This is a genomic window from Vibrio sp. Vb1026, from assembly GCF_033338745.1.
GTDB lineage: Bacteria > Pseudomonadota > Gammaproteobacteria > Enterobacterales > Vibrionaceae > Vibrio > Vibrio alginolyticus.
The window spans coordinates 594,558-616,979 of record NZ_JAWOTH010000001.1 but is presented as its reverse complement, the minus strand read 5'-3'; the positions used below and the strand labels follow the sequence as shown (position 1 = coordinate 616,979).

Sequence of the window (22,422 nt, the reverse complement as noted above, 5' to 3'; positions counted from 1 at the left end):
CGACGGTGGTTGTATATCAATGAAAGGCATTGGCCAATCGCACACAGCGTGGGGGTGTTGTGGAGTCAGTCAGTTGAAATCAGCGTTATTGCTCGCTCACCTCAAGTTCAGTGGGTTTCTTTCGCTTAAACTTCTCGCGCAGAGATTGCATCATCACGAAGAACACTGGCGTCAGTAACGTGCCTACAAACGTAGAGAGAATCATGCCGCCGAATACTGCAAAGCCCAGTGAGTGACGAGATGCCGCACCGGCACCCGATGCAATCACCAACGGGAATACCCCCCAAATGAAGGCGAATGCGGTCATCTGTACTGCACGGAAACGAATTCGAGCAGCTTCTTTGGCAGCATCAATGATGGATAAGCCCTTTTCTTCTCGCAGAACTTTGGCAAATTCCACGATAAGAATCGCCACTTTGGCGGACATACCGATCAAGATGACCACACCAATCTGCACGTACAAGTCGAACGGTTGTCCCACCAGCAGTAGCGTGCCCATTGCGCCGAGAATCGCGACTGGAACCGCCATCATTACCGCAGCAGGAATAGTCCAGCTTTCGTACTGAGCCACCAAGAACAAGTAGGTGAACAGCAAAGACAATGCGAACGCGATTGGCGCCATGTTGCCTGCTTTCATCTCTTGGTAAGTCATGCCTGACCACTCGTACGAGTAACCACTTGGCAAAGATTCCGCAGCCAGTTTTTCAATGGCTTTTACAACATCACCCGAGCTGTAACCTGGCGCTGGCGCACCGTTCACGGTTGCAGAACTGAACATGTTGTAGTTCGATAAGGTATCAGGGCCGAAGATCGGCTTCACTTTCACTAGCGTTGCCAGTGACACCATTTTTCCAGAGCTTGAGCGAACAAACAGATGGTCGATGTCGTCGATGTTGTCACGGTATTGCTCTTCTGCTTGCACTTTCACTTGGTACGAACGACCAAACAAGTTGAAGTCAGAAATGTAGGCACCGCCCAACTGCGCTTGCAGTGTGCTGAAGATTTCATTCAACGGTACGCCCATCGAAATCGCTTTATCGCGGTCAATATCGATGTAACGTTGCGGAATGTTCGCACGGAAAATCGAGAACGCACGCGCCACTTCAGGCAGTTGATTGATTTGGCCAACAAAATCAGCGGTTGTTTTTGCCAACTCTTGTGGAGAACGGCCCAAGTTGTCTTGCAGCACAAGGTTGAAACCATCCACCGCACCCATGCCTTTGATTGCCGGCGTCGCGAAAACGAACGAAGCGGCATCTGGCGTTGAGTTCAGCATTTGGTTAACTTTGCTCATCAACGCGCGTTGGTGTAACTCAGGGTCTTTACGTTTGCTCCAGTTATCCAGTTTGATGATCAACATGCCCGAGTTTGGAATCGACGCCATGTTAATTACCGAGAAGCCCGCAACCGAAACCACGTTCTCCACACCTTCCATCTGTTTTAGCTCATCAACGTACTTCTTCATTAATGGTGCAGTACGCTGCAATGCTGCTGCGTCTGGCAAACGCATTTCGACCATGAACACGCCTTTATCTTCGTTCGGTACGAAAGAAGAAGGTACGGTCATGAACGCAAATGCCAGCACCGCAATAAGCGCGCCATACACACCGATACTCAGCACAATGCGGCGGCTCAAGAAGCCAACTAAACCTTGGTATTTGCGCGTTATTGCTTCAAAACCGCGGTTAAACGCACGCAAAGGCGCAATAGGTTGCGAGTGAGTAGATTTCAACATCAACGCACAAAGCGCTGGCGTTAACGTTAATGCGTTGATCGCAGAGATCAGCACCGACACACAGATGGTGACCGCGAACTGGTTGAACATCCGACCAGAAATACCCGGCAATAGCGCAACCGGTACGAATACTGCCAACAAAATGAGCGTTGTTGCCAATACTGGCCCCGTCACTTCTTTCATAGCTTGGATCGTGGCCGGAATCGGGTCTAAATGCTCTTCATGGATAACCCGCTCCACGTTCTCTACCACGATGATCGCATCGTCCACCACGATACCGATGGCGAGGATCAAGCCAAACAACGAGATGGTGTTGATGGTCATGCCCATCACGCCCATGATTGCGAACGTCGCAATGATGGAAACCGGAATCGCTAAGGTTGGTATGATGGTCGCTCGCCAGTTCTGCAAGAAAACGTACACAACGAAGGTTACAAGAAGTACCGCAATCACTAGCGTCTCGTACACTTCATCAATCGATGTCTCTACGTATTCGGTAGAGTCATACGCGATGTCGTAGACCAAATCATCTGGGAACGATTTCTCGTACTCTTTCATGGCCTCTTTCACGCGTTCCATCACGTCTAGCGCGTTCGCTGTCGGCAACTGGTACAAGGCCAGAACGGCGGCTGGTTCGTTATTCATACGACCATCAGCTTCGTAACCTTGTGCGCCAACTTCGACACGAGCCACATCTTTCAAGCGAATCAAAGAACCTTTCTTGCTCGCACGAATGATGATGTTCTCGAACTCTTCCGCAGAAGTGAGGCGGCCTTTGGTTTGCAAAACATATTGATATTGCTGGTCACCCGGAGCTGGCATACCACCGATCTTACCCGCCGCCACTTGGATGTTTTGCGTTTTAATTGCGCCAATAACATCGCTAGCAGAAAGCTTCAAGGTAGCCAGTTTATTTGGGTTCAACCAAATACGCATTGAGTAGTCTTTCTTACCCAGCAGCGTAATGTCACTCATACCTTCGATACGTTTTAGACGCTCAACGATATTGAGATCCGCGTAGTTAGAAAGGTAGATACTGTCGTAAGACTGTTTCGGAGAACGCAGTGTGATAACGCCCAGCATGTCGGAAGATTTCTTCTTAACCGTCACACCGATTTGGTTTACTTCTTGTGGTAGAGACGACGTCGCCTGTGCCACCAAGTTGTTCACACGAACCTGCGCCATATCGCCATCTGCGCCCACTCGGAAGTAAATACGCAATGTGTATGAGCCATCGTTACCAATCACAGAAGACATGTAAATCATGTCTTCAACGCCGTTGACTTTGGCTTCTATCGGTTGTGCTACGGTCTTTTTAACCACGTCCGCATTTGCACCCGGATACATGGTGCTCACCGTAATTACCGTTGGAGAGATTTGAGGATACTCAGAAATTGGCAAGACTTTCAGGGCGATCATACCCATCAATGTCATCGCCAGTGAGATCACCAAAGCAAATTTCGGCCGGTGAATGAAAAATTTACTTAACATCAGTACTCACTCAGCCTTGTTCACTCTGTAGCTCAACGTCTTTCACCGTTGCACTCGGACGCACTTTTTGTAGACCATGGACGATGACTTTTTCGTTAGCCGCCAAACCAGTCAGCACAGCACGTTTCACACCGTAGGTCTGACCGAGTTCAACGTTACGACGAGACACCACGTGATCATCACCAACCACCATGACGTAGTCACCCGCTTGGTCTTGTTGAACAGCCGCCGATGGGATAAGCAAACCATCAATGGTTTTGTTGCGCAGCTTGATGGTCAAGTTGCCATATTCACCCGGCATAAGCGCGTAAGTTGGATTATCGAATTGTGCTTCTGCTCGAATTGAGCCTGTTTCTAAATCGATCTTATTGCCAACGGCGTAGATCTTGCCTTCAAGCGGGTACAATGAACCGTCTGAAAGCGTCAGTGTTAAATCAACATCCAGTTTGTCATCGTTACGATGGGCCACATCAATCGCACTTCTTACGCGGCGGTAGAGCTTCTCATCCACATCAAAGCCAAAGCGAATTGGGTCTACTTGAGTGATCGAAACAAGAGGAACGAGTTGAATTTTCGAAATACGGTCACCCACTCGGAAGTTGCTGAAACCCACGCGGCCAGAGAAAGGAGCACGCACAGAGCTAAACTCAAGATCGAGCCTTGCTGAAACCAGCGTCGCTTTCGCCTCTTCTACCGAAGCAATCGCTGCGGCGTGCGCGGCAATGGCGTCATCGTATTGCTGCTCACTGATGCTTTTATCTTTGATGAGTTTCTTCACACGTTCTGCATCACGCATAGTTTGAACGAGTTGTGCTTTTGCTTTTTGCAACGACGCTTTTGCATACGCCAGTGCCGCTTTGTAAGGACGGTCGTCGATTTCAAACAGCAATTGGCCTTTTTCGACCATATCGCCATCTTTAAAATAAATCGCGGTTAATTCGCCACCGACTCGAGGCATAATATCAACGTCATTTACCGCTTCAGTTCGACCGATAAAAGTATGATAAGGAGTGATTTTTGTTTCGGTTAGGGTAACGGTTTCAACAGAGGGTGCTTGGGCAGTTTTCGTTGCGATATCGCCAGTTTTGCATCCTGATAGCAATGCAGAAGATATAGCAATAGATACCAACGCAAATTTATATTTGGCTTTCATGATAAACCTACTTTATTTAGAAAGTGCCCTAGCCTAAACATTTAAATATATGGATAAACACACTTTCTATTCTGGAAATAAACGAGGGAGTTAGAATTGGTAGTTAAATTCGATACGGTGATCACCATCACCGAAATTAACGTGCTCATTCCAGTTTGCAAAGTAACGAATATTTGCGCGAGAATTAATTTGATAAGACAACGCAAACTCATGAGCCAAGATATTATCTTCACCTGAATAATAAGTATCTTTATATTGACTAGACCCTGACAATGTATGCATATACATTGGGTTGTAGTTAATCCAGATTTTATCGGTTAATTCAATTTTTGAGTACATACCAACAACGGTGAAAGTACCTGGAATTTCATAACCTTTGTCATCACCACTAAAATCATTAGCAATAGTGACACCCGCACCAGCTAAAGGAAATAGCTGCAACATACCAAACTTAGGTAGACCTTGAATAAAGCTATAAGATGCATCTAATTTATCGTTATCAACGTCGTAGTTTACATCTAATTGACGGCCTAGACCTTTTGCGACTTCTACTTGGAAATTACGTAGTCGGAAAGAGTCAATGCTGTCATCAACGTTGGCATATATTGGATCGTCATTGTCGCGAATGCCAAATAGCTCACCACCAATGCCTTTCATTTCAATGATGTTCATCGCCATGGTACCAGGCTGGCTAGATTGGTAAGTTTGACCGACTTTGATGTTCGCGCCTTTATCGGTAATACCAAAGCCCGCTTGGGTGTATACCGCAAGTGGGTCAGACATATCTTGTAGTTCTTCGTTATTGTTTGTCTGCGCATAGGCAGAAGACGCGAGTTGTAGGGCTGCAACCATAATGGCAACAGACGGTTTCACTAAATTCATAAAACTGTATCCATTTTAATGATTATAAAATTATTCACGTCATGAGGTCATCATAAATAGCAAGCAACACAACTCGCTTTGGATAACATAAATTATCAAAGCAAATTCAATAATGACGAAACATTCGACGTTTTAATTAAAATAAAATAAAGCATCGTAAAAGTTCAATCACCGCTACTTATATCTTATATAACTTGAAATTTGGTAATAACAATGAAGAAGGAAATATTAAAACTTATGAAAATTCAATTATCATTAGAACGAATGATTAATTAATTTCACCATATAAATAGAGAGTGCAATGGATTTAGGTGATCGCGATCAATGTTTCATTTCGTTCGTACAACACTCTTCAGATTAATTAGAACATTATAATAATTTAAAAAACCTTAGTTTGATTAGCCTAGCATCAGATTAGAATAGTAGGCCTATAATAAATAAAAAGGGAATCACTCTCTGTGATTCCCTTTTATTATCGAGCGATAAAGCGCCGATGCGTTTCGATAACTAAAACGCAAACAATTCGCACTATTGCAGTTTCTCTATTCCCATATTGAACAGTGCAAAACTATAAATATCTGCATTTGTCTCAATTATTTTACGCGTTGGTGTGCCTGCACCATGTCCTGCATTGGTTTCGATGCGAATTAAGGTCGGATTTGAACCCGCTTGCTTCGATTGCAACTCAGCAGCAAATTTGTATGAGTGAGCAGGAACAACACGGTCATCATGATCACCGGTTGTAATCAATGTTGCTGGGTATTCCACCCCTGCTTTTACATTGTGCACCGGCGAATAACTTTTCAGATATTGGAACATCTCTTTACTTTGCTCTGCCGTGCCGTAGTCATACGCCCAACCAGCACCTGCGGTAAAAGTATGGTAACGCAGCATATCCAGTACGCCGACTGCTGGCAGCGCCACTTTAAACAGCTCCGGACGTTGCGTCATAACGGCCCCCACTAACAAGCCACCATTCGATCCACCGTTAATGGCTAACTTGTTTGATGACGTTACCTCTTCATCAATTAGGAATTCAGCCGCAGCAATAAAGTCATCAAACACATTTTGCTTTTGCATTTGAATGCCAGCGTTGTGCCATTCTTTGCCATATTCCCCACCACCACGAATGTTCGCTACCGCGTAAACACCACCAAGCTCTAACCAAGCCGCACGTGTCGGGCTAAAAGATGGCGTGAGGCTAATGTTGAAACCGCCATAACCATATAGGATGGTTGGTGCACTGCCGTCCATCGGTGTCCCTCTTTTATAGGTGATGATCATCGGCACTTTTGTTCCGTCTTTTGAGGTGTAAAACACCTGGCGAGATTCATACAAAACAGGGTCAAATGGCGCTTTAGATTTGTAGTACACCTCGCTATCACCATCTTTGATGTTCAGACGATAGGTAGTGCTTGGCATCTTGTAGTTGGTGAAAGAGTAGTAGACTTCGGTTTCTTCTTTTTTCCCCGAGAAACCGTATGCGCTGCCAATATCAGGCAATTTGATTTCTCGGATGAGTTTGCCGTTCATGTCGTATTGCTTCACCATTGAGATCGCATCAACAATATAGCTCGCAAACAAATTGCCACCCGCGGTAGAAACACGTAACACGTTCTTTGTTTCAGGAATCACATCTTTCCAGTTTTTGGGTTGCGGCTGACTTGCATCCACCGTCACGACGCGTTTGTTCGGCGCATTAAGGTTCGTAACCAAGTACAGTTTCGTGCCTTGGTTGTCTATAACCCAAGTATCAGAACTGGTGTTATCTAAAATGGTTTTCAGCGGGCTATTTGGCTTACTCAGGTCTTTGAAGAACAGTTTGTTGCCCGACGTCGATACGCTGGCTGAGATAAACAAGTAGCGTTCATCTTCCGACGTGTAACCCCCAACGTAGCGATACTTTTCGTCCTTTACACCACCGAAAATTAATTGGTCTTCACTTTGTTTCGTCCCTAGTTTATGAAAGTAGAGCTTGTGTTGGTCTGTCTTCGCGGAAAGTTCACTCCCTTTTGGCTTGTCATAACTTGAGTAATAGAAGCCTTGATTGCCGAGCCAACTGATGCCGCTGAACTTAATATCCACCAGCGTTTCGCCGACGGGCTTTTTGGTTTCTGTGTCTAACACAATGACTTTGCGCCAATCGCTACCGCCTTCCGAAATGCTGTATGCAACCAAAGAACCATCACGTGAAAAGCTCACTCCCGCTAACGATGTGGTGCCATCTTCACTAAAAGTATTTGGATCGAGGAAAATTTCTGCTTCGCCATCACCTAACTGCCGATAAAGCACATCTTGGTTTTGTAGCCCGTCATTTTTGTAGAAATAAGTGAACTTACCCTCTTTGAACGGTTGGCTTTGCTTTTCGTAGTCCATGAGCTTAGTGATGCGCTCTTCAATCTGCTCGCGGTAAGGGATTTTCGACAGATAATCAAACGTCACTGCATTTTGTGCCTTAACCCATTCTGCGGTTTCTGGGCTGAGATCGTCTTCCAACCAGCGATAAGGATCACTCACTTTTGTACCAAAGTAGTCATCGACAACATCCACTTTTTGTGTGGTTGGATACGTGATGGTTTTCGGGGTTACCTGTTCAACCGACGATTGCGCCGCTTCATTTGCATACGCCACAGACAACACACTTCCGAGTGCGAGAGCCGTTGTGAGTGCTAGGGTGTTCTTTTTCATGAAATTCCTTTTTATGTTTCTGTTGTCTTTTTGTGCAATACATCAGAACTCTACTATATATCGACAAAATGAATCTAATTTCATTAAACGAGTTGTGAAAGCCATCCTAACTCCCTCATTTCCTTCCAGTTCTACAAACTAGTAAGTGGAAGTGTAGAACTTGGGAACAATACTGAAGAGCTACGATGACGTTTACTCTCTTTCGTCTAAGTCAGCTCGATTTGGCGCAAAACCCCAGACTCAGAAGCGAAATCTTGGTCGTGACTAATCAGAACAAATCCACCTTTGTATACATTTAACGCCTGACTAAGCATTATTTTTGACTCCAGATCGAGATGATTATCTGGCTCATCAAGCAGCAGCAAAGGCTGAGAGTTTTGGTGGCTGACTATCAGCATCGCGAGCTTCATCTTCTCGCCACCGCTCAGTAGGCGCCCCAATCGAAACACAGCATCTCGACGAAAACCGATCCCGGCCAATAAGGTCCTCGCTTCACTTTCCGTCATCTCTTGGCAGCTCTCCATTACGTTCTCAAGTAACGAAAGATTTGGATTCACTGCACCAAAATGTTGGTCGAGATAGTACAAAGGCGTATTCACTTGCAACTCACCACTCTGCAACGATAACTCGCCAAGCAACGTCTTTAACAAGGTTGATTTTCCGCAGCCATTTCTCCCTTTGAGATGGGCTTTGTCGTTCGCAAAAATCTGCAATGTGATAGGCGTAGAATTCCCAAAAGGTAATATACCTTCTTGTATCGACAATACTTTTCGCAAACGGTTCGGATTATCTGTAAGATAAAGCTTTTGCGCCTTGAGTTGCTCATGTCGCGATTGCAACGCCTGTTCTTTGGCTTGTAAATGCGCTTGTCTGAGTTGCTCATTCTTATTGCGATTTGAGGCGCTGGCGGTCGCGCTATCCTTTTTTCCATCAAGCAAAATTTTGGGCTGACTGCCGTCTTTGCGCAGTTTGTTCCCTTGCGCGGCGCGTTGGTCTGCTTTTTCGCGATTTTTCTGGGCTTGCTCGGCTAACCGTTTTTTCTGTTTATCGACTTGCGCTAACTGCCTCTCGATCGCTTGCAGTTCAGTGCGTTTTTTCTCGGCGTACACATCGTAATTTCCACCAAAAACTTGTAAGCCTAGGCCCGAGAGTTCCCAAGTTTCCTCCATCTCTCGCAGCAGCTCACGATCGTGACTGATGAGTAAAATCGCGCCGCTGAAATGCGTCATAGACTCTATCAGCCATTGTTTCGCCTGGGTATCGAGGTGATTGGATGGTTCATCGAGAATCAAAAGCTCCGTTTCGTTTTCAAACAACTGCCATAGCTGCAAACGTGCCAACTGACCACCACTGAGCCGAGCACAAGAGAAATCAGGGTCTTGCGGTAATCCCATCGCAGCGAGCTGCTGTTTGAGTTTTAATTCAATATCCCACTGCTCACCAACCAGTTCGAACCAATGTTCAGAAACATCACCTTGTTCAATCTGCTTTAAAGCATGCAAGACCGCATCTTTGCCCAGAAACTGGGCGATCGATTGCTGACCTGAAAGCAGATCAGACGGCTGCTGGCGATACATCATGAAAGAAGAGGGAGCATTCACAACACCGCTGGCAGGCTGAATTTCTCCCGCTAAAATGGAAGCCAAAAGCGACTTGCCGATGCCATTGCGCCCAACCAAACCAACACGTCGTTTAGTCATGGAACAAGAAATAGACTGGAATAGCGTATCGCCATTATCAAACTGATGGCTAACATTAAAAGCTTGTAAAACTGGCATAATTTGCCTCCTGTATGACAGGGGCAACAGCCGTAGCTATGATTTGAAATTGCAACAAAACGCGTGCACAAACGCATTAAGCTCTATGTAAAGTTCGACGATATACGTCAAATCAAAAAGTCGTCTTGTTGCAAAGAAATATCGGAAAGTGAGCTACGCCTACTAACCCTGCAGATCCAAAAAATAAGTAAAAATATGGATGACAGGTTTAGTTCTTCATGTTGGCGTAATCTCCTAGAGAAATGATGCACAGAGTGTAGCCGCTTTTTTGTTCAAAAAGCAAGCTTTCTAACCAAATGTGAACAAAAAGAAAGTTTCACAGTAAGTTGTTATATCACATTAACTTTTTAACAAGTCTTTGAACAATTTCGAGATCTTAGCAACACAATTTTTATCCAAGCCATACTATGCTTAGAGTAAAGATAATCCACATAAGGGCGTGGTTATGAAATACAAACATATCCTTGTTGCACTCGAACTGTCAGATGAAAGCACCGTGCTTATCGACAGAGCGGTATCAATGGCAAACTATCTCGACTCCGATATATCCTTTATTCATATTGATGGTACGCACGGAGAAATCTATCGTGAGCTTGTAGACATCAAAGAAAACCCGGATCAAAGGCCGTTGAATGAGCATTCAATGGAATGTTTAAAAACATTTAGTGATTACATGGATTACCCACTTAAACATTTCTTCGTAGGTACTGGCGACTTGGCTGATAAATTAGAGGTCACCATTAAAGAGCAAGAAGTGGATCTTCTGATTTGTGGTCACCACCAAGATTTCTGGAGCAAGATTATTTCTTACTCCAGACACTTAATTAACAAGTCACCGGTGGATATTCTAGTCGTCCCTATTCATGATTAGTAAAACGTAACGCTTCCCAAAACCACCAATTTATTTGGTGGTTTTTTATTGATATTGAAACAGCTTAAACAGTTTTCCAAACTAGCTTGGCGATCATTTATGAGTTACATTTTCTAACCAACCCGCGCTCCTACTGGGCATGGTTATTTAGATAGCAAGGATCCCTATGGCAAATAAAAAAGTACTCATTCTCTTTGCTCATCCTTCCCAGCATCGTTCAGAAGTGAATACTCCACTTTTCAAAGAAGCTCAAAAAATTGAAGGCGTGACATGTGTTGATCTCTATGGCGAATACCCTCGTTTCGATATTAATATCGACCGTGAGCAGCAACGCTTACGTGAGCATGACGTGGTGATTTTCCAATTCCCACTATATTGGTATTCAACGCCTGCAATTTTAAAAGAGTGGCAAGATCTGGTTTTGGAATATGGCTTTGCTTACGGTACAGATGGCACAGCACTGCAAGGTAAGACCATGCTTTGTGTGCTGTCTGCAGGGGGTAAAGAAGAAGCTTATAAGGCAGAGGGCTACAACCACTTTACGATTCGTCAACTGCTTGCGCCTATTGAACAAATGTCCGCACTGACAGGCATGAACTACATTGCCCCTCTCGCGATGTTTGGCGCACGTACAGCAGATGAAGAAGGGCGAATCCCTCGTCATGTTGAGCGGTACAAGAGCCTGCTAACAGCTTTAGTCGAAGATAGGTTGGATGTTGAAGCTGCGGCGTCATTAATCAAGCTTAACAGCGCATTGCCAGAGCTCATTAAGGAGGCTTCATGACAGGGATATTCTTACAAGCCTTCGTATATTTGATTGCTGCTGTAATTGCAGTCCCACTTGCTAAGCGTTTGGGACTTGGGTCCGTTTTAGGCTATCTCATCGCAGGTGTGGTCATTGGCCCAATTATCGGTTTAGTCGGTGAAGAAACAACAACAATCCAGCACTTTGCCGAGTTTGGCGTGGTGATGATGCTGTTTCTCGTTGGCTTAGAGCTCGAACCCAAAATGTTGTGGGCAATGCGCAATCGCTTAATGGGCTTAGGAGGTCTGCAAGTCGGCGGTACCGTCGCGGCGATTATGGGTATTGCCTTGTATTTTGACCAGCCTTGGACCATAGCCTTAGCCATAGGTTTGATCTTCGCCCTCTCTTCTACTGCGATTGTTTTGCAAACTTTTAGCGAAAAAGGATTAACGAAGACGGAAGGTGGACAAAACGCTTTCTCCGTGTTGCTTTTTCAAGATATTGCAGTGATACCAATGTTGGCGTTCATTCCTCTATTGGCCTTACCTGAATTAATTGAACAGGCACAGTCCGCGGCTCAAACAGCCGCAGCGCACCATGAAGAATTAAGCCTCGTTGCGGGGTTGCCCGGCTGGGCATACGGCATCGTAATCACAGCATCGATTGCAATCGTCGTCGTTGGTGGACACTTTTTAAGTCGACCTCTGCTCAATTATGTGGCTAGCTCTGGTTTGCGAGAAATCTTTACCGCAACTGCACTCATGCTGGTCATTGGTATCGCTGCGCTGATGAGCTTAGTGGGCTTATCTCCTGCCTTAGGAACCTTCTTGGCTGGCGTTGTATTGGCGAACAGTGAATTCCGCCACGAGTTAGAATCCAACATCGAACCATTTAAAGGCCTATTGTTAGGTCTGTTCTTTATTACCGTTGGCGCAGGGATCAACTTCTCGGTCCTTTTTGGTGATTTCTGGTTGGTCATGGCATTGACCATTGGCGTGATGGTTTTGAAAGCCTTGGTGCTGTTTATTCTTGCACTGATATTTAGGGTGAAAGGCAGCAACCGCTGGCTGTTTACCCTAAGCTTGGCTCAAGCAGGTGAATTCGGCTTTGTGCTTCTAAGCTTTTCAGTGCAAAACCACGTCATCCCATTTGAACTTTCACAAACTCTTGCGTTAGTGGTTGCGATTTCGATGTTCCTGACACCAGGTTTGTTTATTCTGTTTGATAGAGTGATTCTGCCGCGCTTTGAAAGCCAGTCAAATGAACGCGAAAGCGATACGATTGAGGAAACAGGCACGGTGATCATCGCCGGCATCGGCCGCTTTGGACAAATAGTGAATCGTCTATTGGTATCAAACGGCGTGACTACCGTGGTACTTGACCATCAATCTGACCAAGTCGATAACATGCGCCAGATTGGCACTCGCGCCTATTTTGGCGACGCGACTCGACCAGATATGCTACATACAGCCGGCATTGAGCACGCCGCTGCGTTGGTTGTGGCGATTGATAACCAAGAATCGAGTGTAGAACTGGTGAAGTACGTTAAGCACACGTACCCAAAAGTAACAGTGATTGCACGTGCCTTTGACCGTGGACATGGCTATCTTTTGCGTCAAGCGGGAGCTGATATTATTGAATCAGAGACCTACCATTCTGCATTGGAGATGGGCGGTCACACAATGAAAGCACTTGGCATTCACCCCTTCTTTGTTGAACAACAGAAGGCGACATATAAGCGTGTTGAAGCACGTAAGTCAGAAATACTCTACAAAGCTTGGGAAGATGATTCTGAAGGTGAACGCTATGACAACAATTTCCGACAACTGTTTATTCAGTTAGAGGAGAAAATGGCGGAAGAGATGCAAAAAGATCGTCATGACAAACTATCGCGGTCAGAACGTGGTTGGACACCGCCACCTAAAGGTTACGCCGATGACTTTAATGAAGATAACGTCCAAGAGCTAACACCACCAAGAGAAGAGCCTATCCAACGATAACGCACTCCATATTAAAAACCTCCCGCTTGGGAGGTTTTTATTTTTTCAGTACAGAGCCACACGCCGTGCAGGATAAAATGGTCTTCTCGATATTACATAAGATCATTCATTAAAATCTCATACTCTTCGTTTGCTTCTTCCACTAAATGAGAAAGCTCTAACGCATCAGTAACTGCAAGATTGAACTGCCACGGAGTTGTGTCTTCTTTACCACAGATTCGAGTTTCACACCCACGACTCTCAAAAGACAAATCATCAAACTCTGTGGTGTGGCGCTCTTGAAGTTCAACAATCTCAACTTCTAATTTACCGACAGGATTGACTTTAACGTGGGCATGTAACTCCGAACTGTTAGACAAACAATAATCTCTATGAACCGCAATCATGGCCGCCTCCTTGGTCTGCCAACTGACAACTCAACAGTGAGTGTAGACGAGGGATTTTGAACGTGGCGTGAAATAATAATGAAGATTGATCTGTCTCATTAGAACAGACAATTGTTGTCATGAAGGCATGAGCCAGCATGAATCTCATCTGATTTAAATTGTTCTGAGATCGTAATAGTTGGCATTTACCGAGACTTTCCCTATTATCGAAACAAAATTACTGTGGTCATTCTTTAGAGGTCAGTATGGAGCTTGAAGCCGTTGCTAAAGCACTAAAAGAGTTAGGGCATCCGACTCGTTTAAGTATTTACAAAGAAGTCGTCAAAGCGGGATACAAAGGTATCGCGGTAGGCGGCGTACAAGAAAAGCTTGGCATTCCAGCATCCACTCTCTCTCATCATATCTCGAGCCTTGCTTCAGCCGGTCTTCTCACCCAGCGCCGTGAGGGTAGAACCCTTTTTTGTGTTGCAGAATATCAGTGCTTAGATGACGTAATTGGTTTTTTAAAAGCAGAATGTTGCGTTAACGAGTGCTCATAAATTTCTAGCAAAAACGAGAGAGTTTGAGTTTATATTGAACTTCAGCAGAACGTGAATGACGATGAAAAACATACACACCGAAGTTGCTAACCTCGGTGTGTACATCTTCTACTTCGCGACGAGTAACATCGACGACTTAGATGGTACGATTAACTTACCGTCAGTTGGAATGATTTGTTCTGTCATCAAATCAACCCAATTACCATCGATTTTTAATGTCAAAGACTGTTGACGCTGTGATTTATTAAGCACCACAATACCTTTGTCACCTCGCTTCAGTACGAGCATGTCATCGTTACCTTCAAGAACACTCATCGGCTCGCCATGCGTCATATTATGGAACTGGATCATTTTTGCCATTCTCGGATCGCTCCATGCACCTTGCCATCTTGGCTGACCATTTTTACCTTTAATACCGCTGGTGTTTAAGTCGGTATAAATCAACGGCACACCACCATCTCGGCCTAGAATATAGGCATAAGCTAACCATTCATTTTCCTCGTCCATGATGAGATCAAGAAAGACATCATTGTTAGGAATATCATGTGTGATAGCAAATGTAATCGCACGACCGGGGGACAGAGCCTGACCAAAACAATAGGGATCAATCAGAGACTTGAAGCTGCCCTTTTTAGCAAACGCCTTAAACATGGTTGAGAACAAAGGGAAATCGTACGCACCTAGGCGAGTTTCCTGTAGATACGGCTCAAGAAACAGCTGATACTCTTCTTCCGTCGCACCGCCATCGGTAATAATTTCACCAAATATATGCACATCCCGCGTGATGTCGTCTGTCCAAACACGCTTAAGATGCTCTAACGTCATGTGTTTCGCAGCGTCAATACGAAAACCTTTCACACCAATAGCTTTCAGCGCCTTTAGGTACGCTCGCTGCTGTTCAACGACATGGTCACAAACACGAAGAGTTGGCAAGCCAGGGTCGGTTGGCCCACCGGTGATACGTCCGTTTTGAACCTGCCACTTATCTTTCCAGTCTTTGATGCCGAATGCTTCAACAAAGTCCTCTTCATCAAAAAGTGGTTGAGATAGATCGCCAAACAACGCTAGCGACTGATATTTCTGTTTGTCGTTCTGGTATTCCTCCAAGACCTCTTGTCTTGGGTACTGAAGGTCTCTGCGAAGGTGGGCCTCATTTGCCATATGGTTAAACACTACGTCGGCATAAACCCACACACCAACTTGCTCCAGTTCACGAACCATATGAATAAAATCTTTGGTATCACCCAAGGCATTATCGATAACACGATAATCTTGTGGTTGATAACGCTGCCACCAGCGCTCATCGTGTGCGCTTTTCATTGGTGGCGAAACCAACACAGAGCCATAACCAAGCTCGCGGATTTCTTTTGCTCGTTGGGCAATGTCAGCATACTTCCAATCAAACGCATGTAAGATAACGTTTGCACCGAATGATTGTGTTTCCTGTGAGCCACTCATGTTGTTCTCCTGCTCGTTTCCACTCACGATTACTTGTTTGCATTTTTTTGTGAGTGAATTCAATAATCGAAATTATAAAAGCTATTCATCAGAGGCACTCACCCTTTTAGCACTAACTCAAGGCTGAAATCGAAGGCGTAGCGACTCATCCATTGCACAGCGATAAATCGTTCTGAGTGAATAACGGGCACACAACATACACCCCAAACAGCCCAACAAAACACTAAGTCATTGTTTTATTTAACAAAAATTTCAATTGAAAAAGATAAAATATAAGACCTACGTACGCCCTAAAATAGGCCCAAAGGATAAAAATAGCCAAGCCAACCCGTTGAGTAACAATTGTTAATAAAACGAAACTGGCAGATGGATCACGTTTGGCGCGTTTCAAAAATCCAGTAAATCACCATACCTAGCGTTAAAAGACTAAAGATTTCTGTTTGTATCTGTCCCGAAATGACTTCAAAATGCGAAACTTAGCTTATCTCTATGGGGTATGCTCTACCTTGGAGGATAATAATGAATATCAAAGAATTTTCTGACCTCGTCGGGCTATCTGCTCATACTCTTCGATACTATGAAAAAATCGGTTTACTTAAACATGTCCATAGAAACGCGAGTGGACATCGAATGTATAGTTCGAAAGATCTAAACTGGATAAGCTTTGTTAAGCGTTTAAAAGAAACTGCAATGCCACTTGAAGAGATTCTAGAGTATGCCAAATTAAGGGAAGTCGGCTCTCAATCTGTACCACAACGTCAAGCCCTGTTAGAACAACACCAAGAAAACCTCAAACGCCACATTGAGCAACAGAAAAAGCACTTATCGGCTCTAGAAGAAAAAATTGCCTTGTATAAAAGCGGAAAAGTTCGTTGACTTAGAGTTAACTCTAACGATTAAGGTGTGTTTACGTTTATTCACTAGGAACATACCGATGGAACAATCACGCTTTAACAAAGGATTAGAACTACTCTCTCAAATTGATGGCGACGCTGGTCATAATGTCATCGAAACCTTACAAGATATTTGTCCAGATTTAGCTCAGTACACCATTGAGTATCCGTTTGGCGATATTTATGCTCGCCCGGGCTTAGACCTAAAATCGAGAGAAATCGCAACCGTCGCCGCGCTAACGGCAATGGGGAATTGCGCGCCGCAACTAAAAGTGCACTTAAATGCAGCGCTGAATGTAGGCTGTAGCGAGGATGAGATTAAAGAGATCATTTTGCAGATGTCCGTCTACGCAGGTTTTCCCACGGCATTAAACGGCATGTTTGCATTCAAAGAAGTGCTAGCGGAAAGAGCAGAGTAATAACGACGTTGAAATCAATTTAACCGCAATTAAAAACGGCCCTTGGGGTTCGGGCCGCGATTAAAACAACGAGTGAATTAGCGCTCAGGAGTTTCAAGCAGTTTAACCGCGCAATCTACCGCGTTGTTAATGCCTTGACTGCTCTCCAACTTGCCTGAACTTGCAGGACCAAGGGCACAAGAATACAAAGCCAGCTGCTTATCGAACGGCAGATCCAACTGTTCATAGAGATTTTGTCGGATTCTTGCATGTTGTTCTGGTTCTTGGTTAGCAAGGCTAATCAACGTTTCATAAATAAGCGTTTTCATGTCTTTCCCTTTTCACTTTATTGCACGGGGTGCATATATATTGTATCCATTTGGGAAGCACAAATCAGAAGCTAGGTCACAGAACGCGTCGCTAAAAAAGTTTATGTACTCGGTAAATTGCAATACAAACTTAAAGTCGTTTAGAAAAAGGGCAACTGATAACTCGATAGATCAGCCGATTAACTAGCATTCGCCGCTGTTTGTTTATAATCGTGTCCGATATAAACAAAAACGTCGCTGTATCAGCGACGTTTTATCTCGACTTTAGTTAATCGAATTTTTTTAGTTGAAGTGCACTAGCATTTCAACGTCATCGCCTTGCTCTGGAGCCTGAAGAGCGAAGTGCACGTACCCTGCTTCAGTCATAGGAATCGCAAGGTATTCATTGCTGCCTGCATAGTTGGACGCATACTCGTGCTGCTCTACTGTAGGCCAATGCTCCCTACTCGCGTATAGATCGACATTACCAGTTTGAGAGTGAGCCGTTAGCCATACACGAACCTCTTCAACACCTTCAGGCACATAAACTGCTGCATAACGCTGCTTGTGAACGGTAAGCATTTTGGCTTCACCAGACTCTAATACCACAGGTGCTAAATCATCTTGCACTTGGGTTGGCGGTGTTTGCGCTTCCACTTCTAACGCAGCCACAAGATTCACTGAGTCATAGCTATCACGTCCAGTTAAGCTGATGTAGTAACGACCCGCTTTAACGTAACCATCTTGCTCTGGTTCAAACACAATCTCTTCATTGCTGCCATCAGCATATTGACTCATTTCGAAATCATAGTAATGCGCGACTTTGTTGTAGCTCATGTAAAGATCCGCATCACCCGCACCCTCAATAGATACATTGAAGTTAACGGTGTTGGCTGGAACATCAACGTAGAACAGTTTTTCGCTGTATGCTTCGCCACTGAGCTGAAGGCTTTGGTTCGCCGTCAATTCAGTCACTTTTGCTTCAGGGCTTGTTGGTTCTGTTGGTTCTTCTGGGTCTGTACCAGGTTGCTCAGGTTCCACTTTTAATGTGTCCAACCAACGTTCAAACTCAGCATCGTATTGTTGACCTAAAGACGTCACCTGCTGTGCCCATTGTTCGAACTGGCCAGAGCGCGACAATGCCAACAAGCTTTCGACGTCTTGTGGATGATTTTCTAACATGAATCGAACAGCTAGATAACCCCAACGATAGATACGATTGGTATCGTGAGAGTACGTGGTATCAAACACAGTGGAAAGGCTCAGTTTACCATCTGCAATCAGCTCAATCGCAGCTTGGTAACCTTGCTTGTAATGCATGTATTCAGCAAAACCTTCTAGCCACCAAACAATATGACCATGAGCCAAGTTATCGCTGAACGAACCGTATTGGTTAAATCGTGCATCTAAATAGTGCGTGTATTCATGTTCTAGGTTCAAGATAGAGAGATCTTCACCATTCGCGTAGCGATAAGCGACGAAACGCGCAGTATTGTCCGCTTTTGAAGGGTCACCTTCTAGGTACTGACCACCGTTGTCCGTTGTATTACCAAATAGGAATGAAGAGTAATCAACGTAACTAGCGTTACTCGCGAATACCGCCACTTCAACACGATCATTCAAATCATCAGCGACAGGTTGATTACCCGTATTCGCAACTCGATGGAAGTCGGCTTCTTTTGCCGCTAGCACTTCACACGCTTTCGCTGCTTGAGCATCGGTCAGATCTTCAGAGCGAATAATGGCAGGTCCCTGACATTCAAAACGATTTGGCATTACACGTGCAGCTAAATCTTGCTTGGCTTGCTCAATATTCAGACCATTTAGGCCTTCTGGTGCGTAGTAGCTCATCATTTCAACGGCAGCAAGCCATAGTTTGTCATGCTCACTACCCAGTGGATAACGCTGCATCACCTGTTGCATTACTGCCAATGCTTTGCGTTTGGTCTCCTGATCTGGGCTTGCGAGCAAACGACCAGTTTCACGTAATGCATTGAAAACGATAAAGCTTGCATCCGTATCTAATGCCCAAGCATTATCAGATGCGAATTTCACCAACGTATCAATATGGTGTGTATTGTTTGCCATGTATCGGTAGAACGCATCGTTCGCCGCATGGCCTGCCATAGAGCGGAACAAGTTGTTTAAACCATCGACCCATTGCGTGTCCTGCGCGGTTTCACGATTAAAGTGCATCAACGCGGCCATCATGCTATCCATGGTCAGCGGCAACTGCTTAACGTTATCAACCATCAAAGTCAGGCTCTTCATTGCACCAACTTGTTCACGACCTTGATCCAAAGCATGAGGGTTGTTTAGGAATAGGTTCGTCGACTGAGCAAAACGCTGACTCAACGCTTGCGAAAACTCAGGTGTACCAGTACCAGCGTTGTAGCGAACGTAGTAGGCCGCTCGAATAAATTCGCCTAGGTTCTCTAGAATACGAGCTTGATCTGCTTCACCACGATAGCGAGCGATTTCTTGATCCAGCGCGACTTGGATACGGCTTAGGCTCGCTTCACTATAGATATCATTCAGCGTTTCTGAAGGTGCTGAAAACCAAGCGTGGTAGCAATCATACTCAGCACCAGAAACGGCAGTAGCCAGATCTCGCGATTGTTGTAAATCAGCAACAGCACACTGATTTTGTGCAAAAGAGAAGCCAGACACACTCGCTAGCATACAAGCAAGCGCCAAACGATGGCGCGGGAAAAAACGGATATGAGACATAACAACACTCATTGATTATTAACATACATTGAGTGGGGATTTATATTCTTTACAGCTCAAACAGTGAAATCAGTATCATAAAATTTATGAAACCGCTCCCAAAAATAGGTCTTTTACTCTAATTAAATGGGAGCAATCCCACTCCAAAAAAACTCACAATTATCAATAAAAACATTAATTTACCTTTTTCTAAATAACGACTTTATGAGGAAAATTGCCCTTAAACGCCCCCCTTAACTCTTCCAGATAGAGTTCACGACAATCAAAGGTTCTAAATTAAATTTTGATGCTTGATACCATCTATTTTTATTTGTGACTCATTCCCAATAAGTCACAGAGTGCATATCAAAAAGTTGGCATTAATGGTAAATTCTCCGCCAAATCAAACACATTTACTCCTCGAGTCATTGATGAGTGAATAAAGCAGATATTTGGCTAGGGATAATACATGTCACTTTGGGGATTTTTGGGAGCGGGGATTGCCTACTTCATGACAACGTTTGCCTTTGTTTTTGGCGGCATTTTTTGGTTATGTGCTGAAGGTAATACATTAAGAGAAACAAAGCGCCAATCATCAATAATGTCCGGGGTTATTGCTTGTACTATTGGAACTTGGGTGCTTGCTTTTGGTGTTTACGTTTACGGTTACTTTTGGGATAACTCTTCTCACTATTATTTTTATTTGCTCGCTCCATGGGGACTTGCCATTTTTGGGGTAAAACTTCGTAACCGCTGGGTTAAGCAATACGCGCGTGTAAAACACGCAAAAGAAGAACAGTGGCAAAAGCGCTGGCGAGAATTATTAGGGGAAGATACTGAAGAGCTTCCACCATATACACATGATTACGAGCTCTACTCGGGCATTTGGCAAGCCAATGAAGCGCTCCAAGAACAGTGTTTTGCAGCCCTTCCTCACGGGAAAGCAGTCTACGAGAGAGTGAAAGCCTTCCAAACGATGGCCTCCCCCGCTGGTGACATAAACAATCAAGTTTTGCTGAGTAAACTCGATCAACTAGAGGATGAAATCATTCAAGTTCTTGAGCAACACTCGCAAAAGAAAGTAAGCATTGAAACTGGCGCAGGTACTTTACACAAAGAGTCAAAACGCAATGTTTATCACCATGAGAATGGCCCAACAGAAGAGCAACTGTACGACTCAATCAACCTCCAACATGATTTGGATCGAGAGCTACGCAACATTATCTATGATCGGCTCGGTTACGATGGCGAAGATGAGTACTTTTTCCTCCAAGCGCCACTCGAAGAGCTTACCGAGAATGAAACCGCAATCAACTGGATGCTCTGGGGGTTAGTAAGCGACCATTTTGCTGTTGACCCATACCAAACGGCGTTGGATCTCAGCCTAATGAATGCGGAACCAAGATGGGGGCAAAATGAACGGTTTGTAATGATTACGGCTCAATAAACGCAAGTACTAAGTCTAACTTTAATACAACCTATTCTGAGACCACCCTCGCGTTGGTTAACTTAGCCAGTAAGCGGCCAACGCGATCGCGCATTTCACGTCTATCGACAATCATATCTAGCGCACCATGCGCTAGTAAAAATTCACTTCGCTGAAACTCGTCTGGTAGCTTTTCACGTACCGTTTGCTCAATGACCCGTCTTCCCGCAAAGCCAATACTTGCTTTAGGTTCACCAATATTGATGTCTCCTAACATGGCTAAACTCGCCGAGACGCCACCATAAGTTTGGTCCGTCAATACTGAGATATAGGGTAATCTGTGCTCAGATAAGTGGTTTAACGCGGCGCTGGTTTTTGACATTTGCATGAGTGCCACCAAAGACTCTTGCATGCGCGCCCCTCCGCAAGCGGAAAAACATACTAACCCAGATTTTGTATTAATTGCGCTTTCAACTGCTCGGACAAACTTCTCGCCAACCACTGCGCCCATCGAGCCTGCCATGAAAGAGAATTCGAATGCACACGCAACAACAGGCAGCCCCAATAACTTGCCCTCCATCACCACCAACGCATCTTTTTCTCCAGTCGTTTTCTGTGCTAAAGCAATTCGCTCTTTATATCGCTTTAAGTCTTTAAAACCCAAAATATCTTGTGGCTCCAACTCACTTGCCAACTCTTGTTGTGTTCCATGGTCCAGAAAAGAGATCAACCTTTGACGCGCAGCCATTCTCATGTGATATGAGCATTTAGGGCATACTTCCAAATTTTCTTTTAACGCGGCACGATAAAGTATTTGTTCACACTCAGGACACTTTGTCCAAACGCCCTCAGGGATAGACGCTTTGCGCGAACCTATTATATTTTTATTCTCAAATAACCGTTCTAACCAGCTCATAAATTCACCACTATTGATTACGTTCTAGCGCGATATCTCGTTGTTT

Annotated in this window: 17 protein-coding genes; 7 read left to right on the top strand and 10 right to left on the bottom strand. The window is 44.6% G+C overall.

Translation table 11 applies throughout. The features are described 5' to 3' along the window. Positions 1 to 85: 85 nt before the first annotated feature. The 5 genes from vmeQ to R7E47_RS02815 all read right to left on the bottom strand — a co-directional run bounded on the left by vmeQ (position 86) and on the right by R7E47_RS02815 (position 9,727). Complete coding sequence (gene vmeQ, locus R7E47_RS02835; RefSeq protein ID WP_182016428.1) at positions 86 to 3,226, bottom strand: efflux RND transporter permease subunit VmeQ; 3,141 nt, start codon at positions 3,224 to 3,226, stop codon at positions 86 to 88. Positions 3,227 to 3,236: 10 nt separating this feature from the next. Then, entirely contained in the window at positions 3,237 to 4,379 is a 1,143-nt protein-coding gene (vmeP, locus tag R7E47_RS02830; RefSeq protein ID WP_318083697.1) for an efflux RND transporter periplasmic adaptor subunit VmeP, read from the bottom strand. 90 nt (positions 4,380 to 4,469) lie between these two features. Next, a complete protein-coding gene (locus tag R7E47_RS02825) occupies positions 4,470 to 5,261 on the bottom strand; it encodes a hypothetical protein (protein WP_318083696.1) in 792 nt (263 codons plus the stop codon). 528 nt (positions 5,262 to 5,789) lie between these two features. Then, positions 5,790 to 7,949 (bottom strand): prolyl oligopeptidase family serine peptidase, encoded by a 2,160-nt coding sequence (locus R7E47_RS02820; RefSeq protein ID WP_258483889.1) that lies wholly within the window; start codon positions 7,947 to 7,949, stop codon positions 5,790 to 5,792. A 206-nt stretch (positions 7,950 to 8,155) separates the two neighbouring features. Next, positions 8,156 to 9,727 (bottom strand): ATP-binding cassette domain-containing protein, encoded by a 1,572-nt coding sequence (locus R7E47_RS02815; RefSeq protein ID WP_258483890.1) that lies wholly within the window; start codon positions 9,725 to 9,727, stop codon positions 8,156 to 8,158. A gap of 445 nt (positions 9,728 to 10,172) precedes the next feature. Here R7E47_RS02815 and R7E47_RS02810 point away from each other — a divergent pair, with 445 nt between their 5' ends. From R7E47_RS02810 to R7E47_RS02800, 3 genes are all read left to right on the top strand, one after another. After that, on the top strand, positions 10,173 to 10,598 hold the full coding sequence (locus tag R7E47_RS02810) for a universal stress protein (protein WP_005375398.1): 426 nt from the start codon (positions 10,173 to 10,175) through the stop codon (positions 10,596 to 10,598). A 166-nt stretch (positions 10,599 to 10,764) separates the two neighbouring features. After that, positions 10,765 to 11,382, top strand: coding sequence for an NAD(P)H-dependent oxidoreductase (locus R7E47_RS02805; RefSeq protein WP_005375391.1), 618 nt, complete (start codon positions 10,765 to 10,767; stop codon positions 11,380 to 11,382). Further along, a complete protein-coding gene (locus R7E47_RS02800) occupies positions 11,379 to 13,343 on the top strand; it encodes a monovalent cation:proton antiporter-2 (CPA2) family protein (protein WP_005375390.1) in 1,965 nt (654 codons plus the stop codon). Before R7E47_RS02805 ends, R7E47_RS02800 begins: the two co-directional genes overlap by 4 nt. Positions 13,344 to 13,435: 92 nt before the next feature. Here R7E47_RS02800 and R7E47_RS02795 read toward each other — a convergent pair whose 3' ends face one another. Further along, a complete protein-coding gene (locus R7E47_RS02795; RefSeq protein WP_005375389.1) occupies positions 13,436 to 13,729 on the bottom strand; it encodes a hypothetical protein in 294 nt (97 codons plus the stop codon). 245 nt (positions 13,730 to 13,974) lie between these two features. Here R7E47_RS02795 and R7E47_RS02790 point away from each other — a divergent pair, with 245 nt between their 5' ends. After that, on the top strand, positions 13,975 to 14,268 hold the full coding sequence (locus tag R7E47_RS02790) for an ArsR/SmtB family transcription factor (protein WP_005375388.1): 294 nt from the start codon (positions 13,975 to 13,977) through the stop codon (positions 14,266 to 14,268). 108 nt (positions 14,269 to 14,376) lie between these two features. On the opposite strand, the gene R7E47_RS02785 is transcribed toward R7E47_RS02790, so the two are convergent. Beyond that, on the bottom strand, positions 14,377 to 15,726 hold the full coding sequence (locus R7E47_RS02785) for an alpha-amylase family protein (RefSeq protein WP_033906794.1): 1,350 nt from the start codon (positions 15,724 to 15,726) through the stop codon (positions 14,377 to 14,379). A gap of 519 nt (positions 15,727 to 16,245) precedes the next feature. Here R7E47_RS02785 and R7E47_RS02780 point away from each other — a divergent pair. Together R7E47_RS02780 and R7E47_RS02775 are read left to right on the top strand one after the other, a co-directional pair. Beyond that, on the top strand, positions 16,246 to 16,602 hold the full coding sequence (locus R7E47_RS02780) for a MerR family transcriptional regulator (protein ID WP_005375386.1): 357 nt from the start codon (positions 16,246 to 16,248) through the stop codon (positions 16,600 to 16,602). A gap of 58 nt (positions 16,603 to 16,660) precedes the next feature. Continuing rightward, positions 16,661 to 17,038, top strand: a complete 378-nt coding sequence (locus R7E47_RS02775) for a carboxymuconolactone decarboxylase family protein (protein WP_033906793.1) — start codon at positions 16,661 to 16,663, stop codon at positions 17,036 to 17,038. 77 nt (positions 17,039 to 17,115) lie between these two features. On the opposite strand, the gene R7E47_RS02770 is transcribed toward R7E47_RS02775, so the two are convergent. Together R7E47_RS02770 and R7E47_RS02765 are read right to left on the bottom strand one after the other, a co-directional pair. Next, positions 17,116 to 17,346, bottom strand: coding sequence for a PAS factor family protein (locus R7E47_RS02770; protein ID WP_005375384.1), 231 nt, complete (start codon positions 17,344 to 17,346; stop codon positions 17,116 to 17,118). A gap of 282 nt (positions 17,347 to 17,628) precedes the next feature. Beyond that, positions 17,629 to 20,055, bottom strand: coding sequence for a M9 family metallopeptidase (locus R7E47_RS02765; protein ID WP_005385091.1), 2,427 nt, complete (start codon positions 20,053 to 20,055; stop codon positions 17,629 to 17,631). A gap of 448 nt (positions 20,056 to 20,503) precedes the next feature. On the opposite strand from R7E47_RS02765, the gene R7E47_RS02760 reads away from it, so the two are divergent. Then, a complete protein-coding gene (locus R7E47_RS02760) occupies positions 20,504 to 21,481 on the top strand; it encodes a hypothetical protein (RefSeq protein WP_053303803.1) in 978 nt (325 codons plus the stop codon). Between the two features lie 31 nt (positions 21,482 to 21,512). Here R7E47_RS02760 and accD read toward each other — a convergent pair whose 3' ends face one another. Continuing rightward, a complete protein-coding gene (gene accD / locus R7E47_RS02755; protein WP_017821534.1) occupies positions 21,513 to 22,376 on the bottom strand; it encodes an acetyl-CoA carboxylase, carboxyltransferase subunit beta in 864 nt (287 codons plus the stop codon). Positions 22,377 to 22,422: the final 46 nt, after the last annotated feature.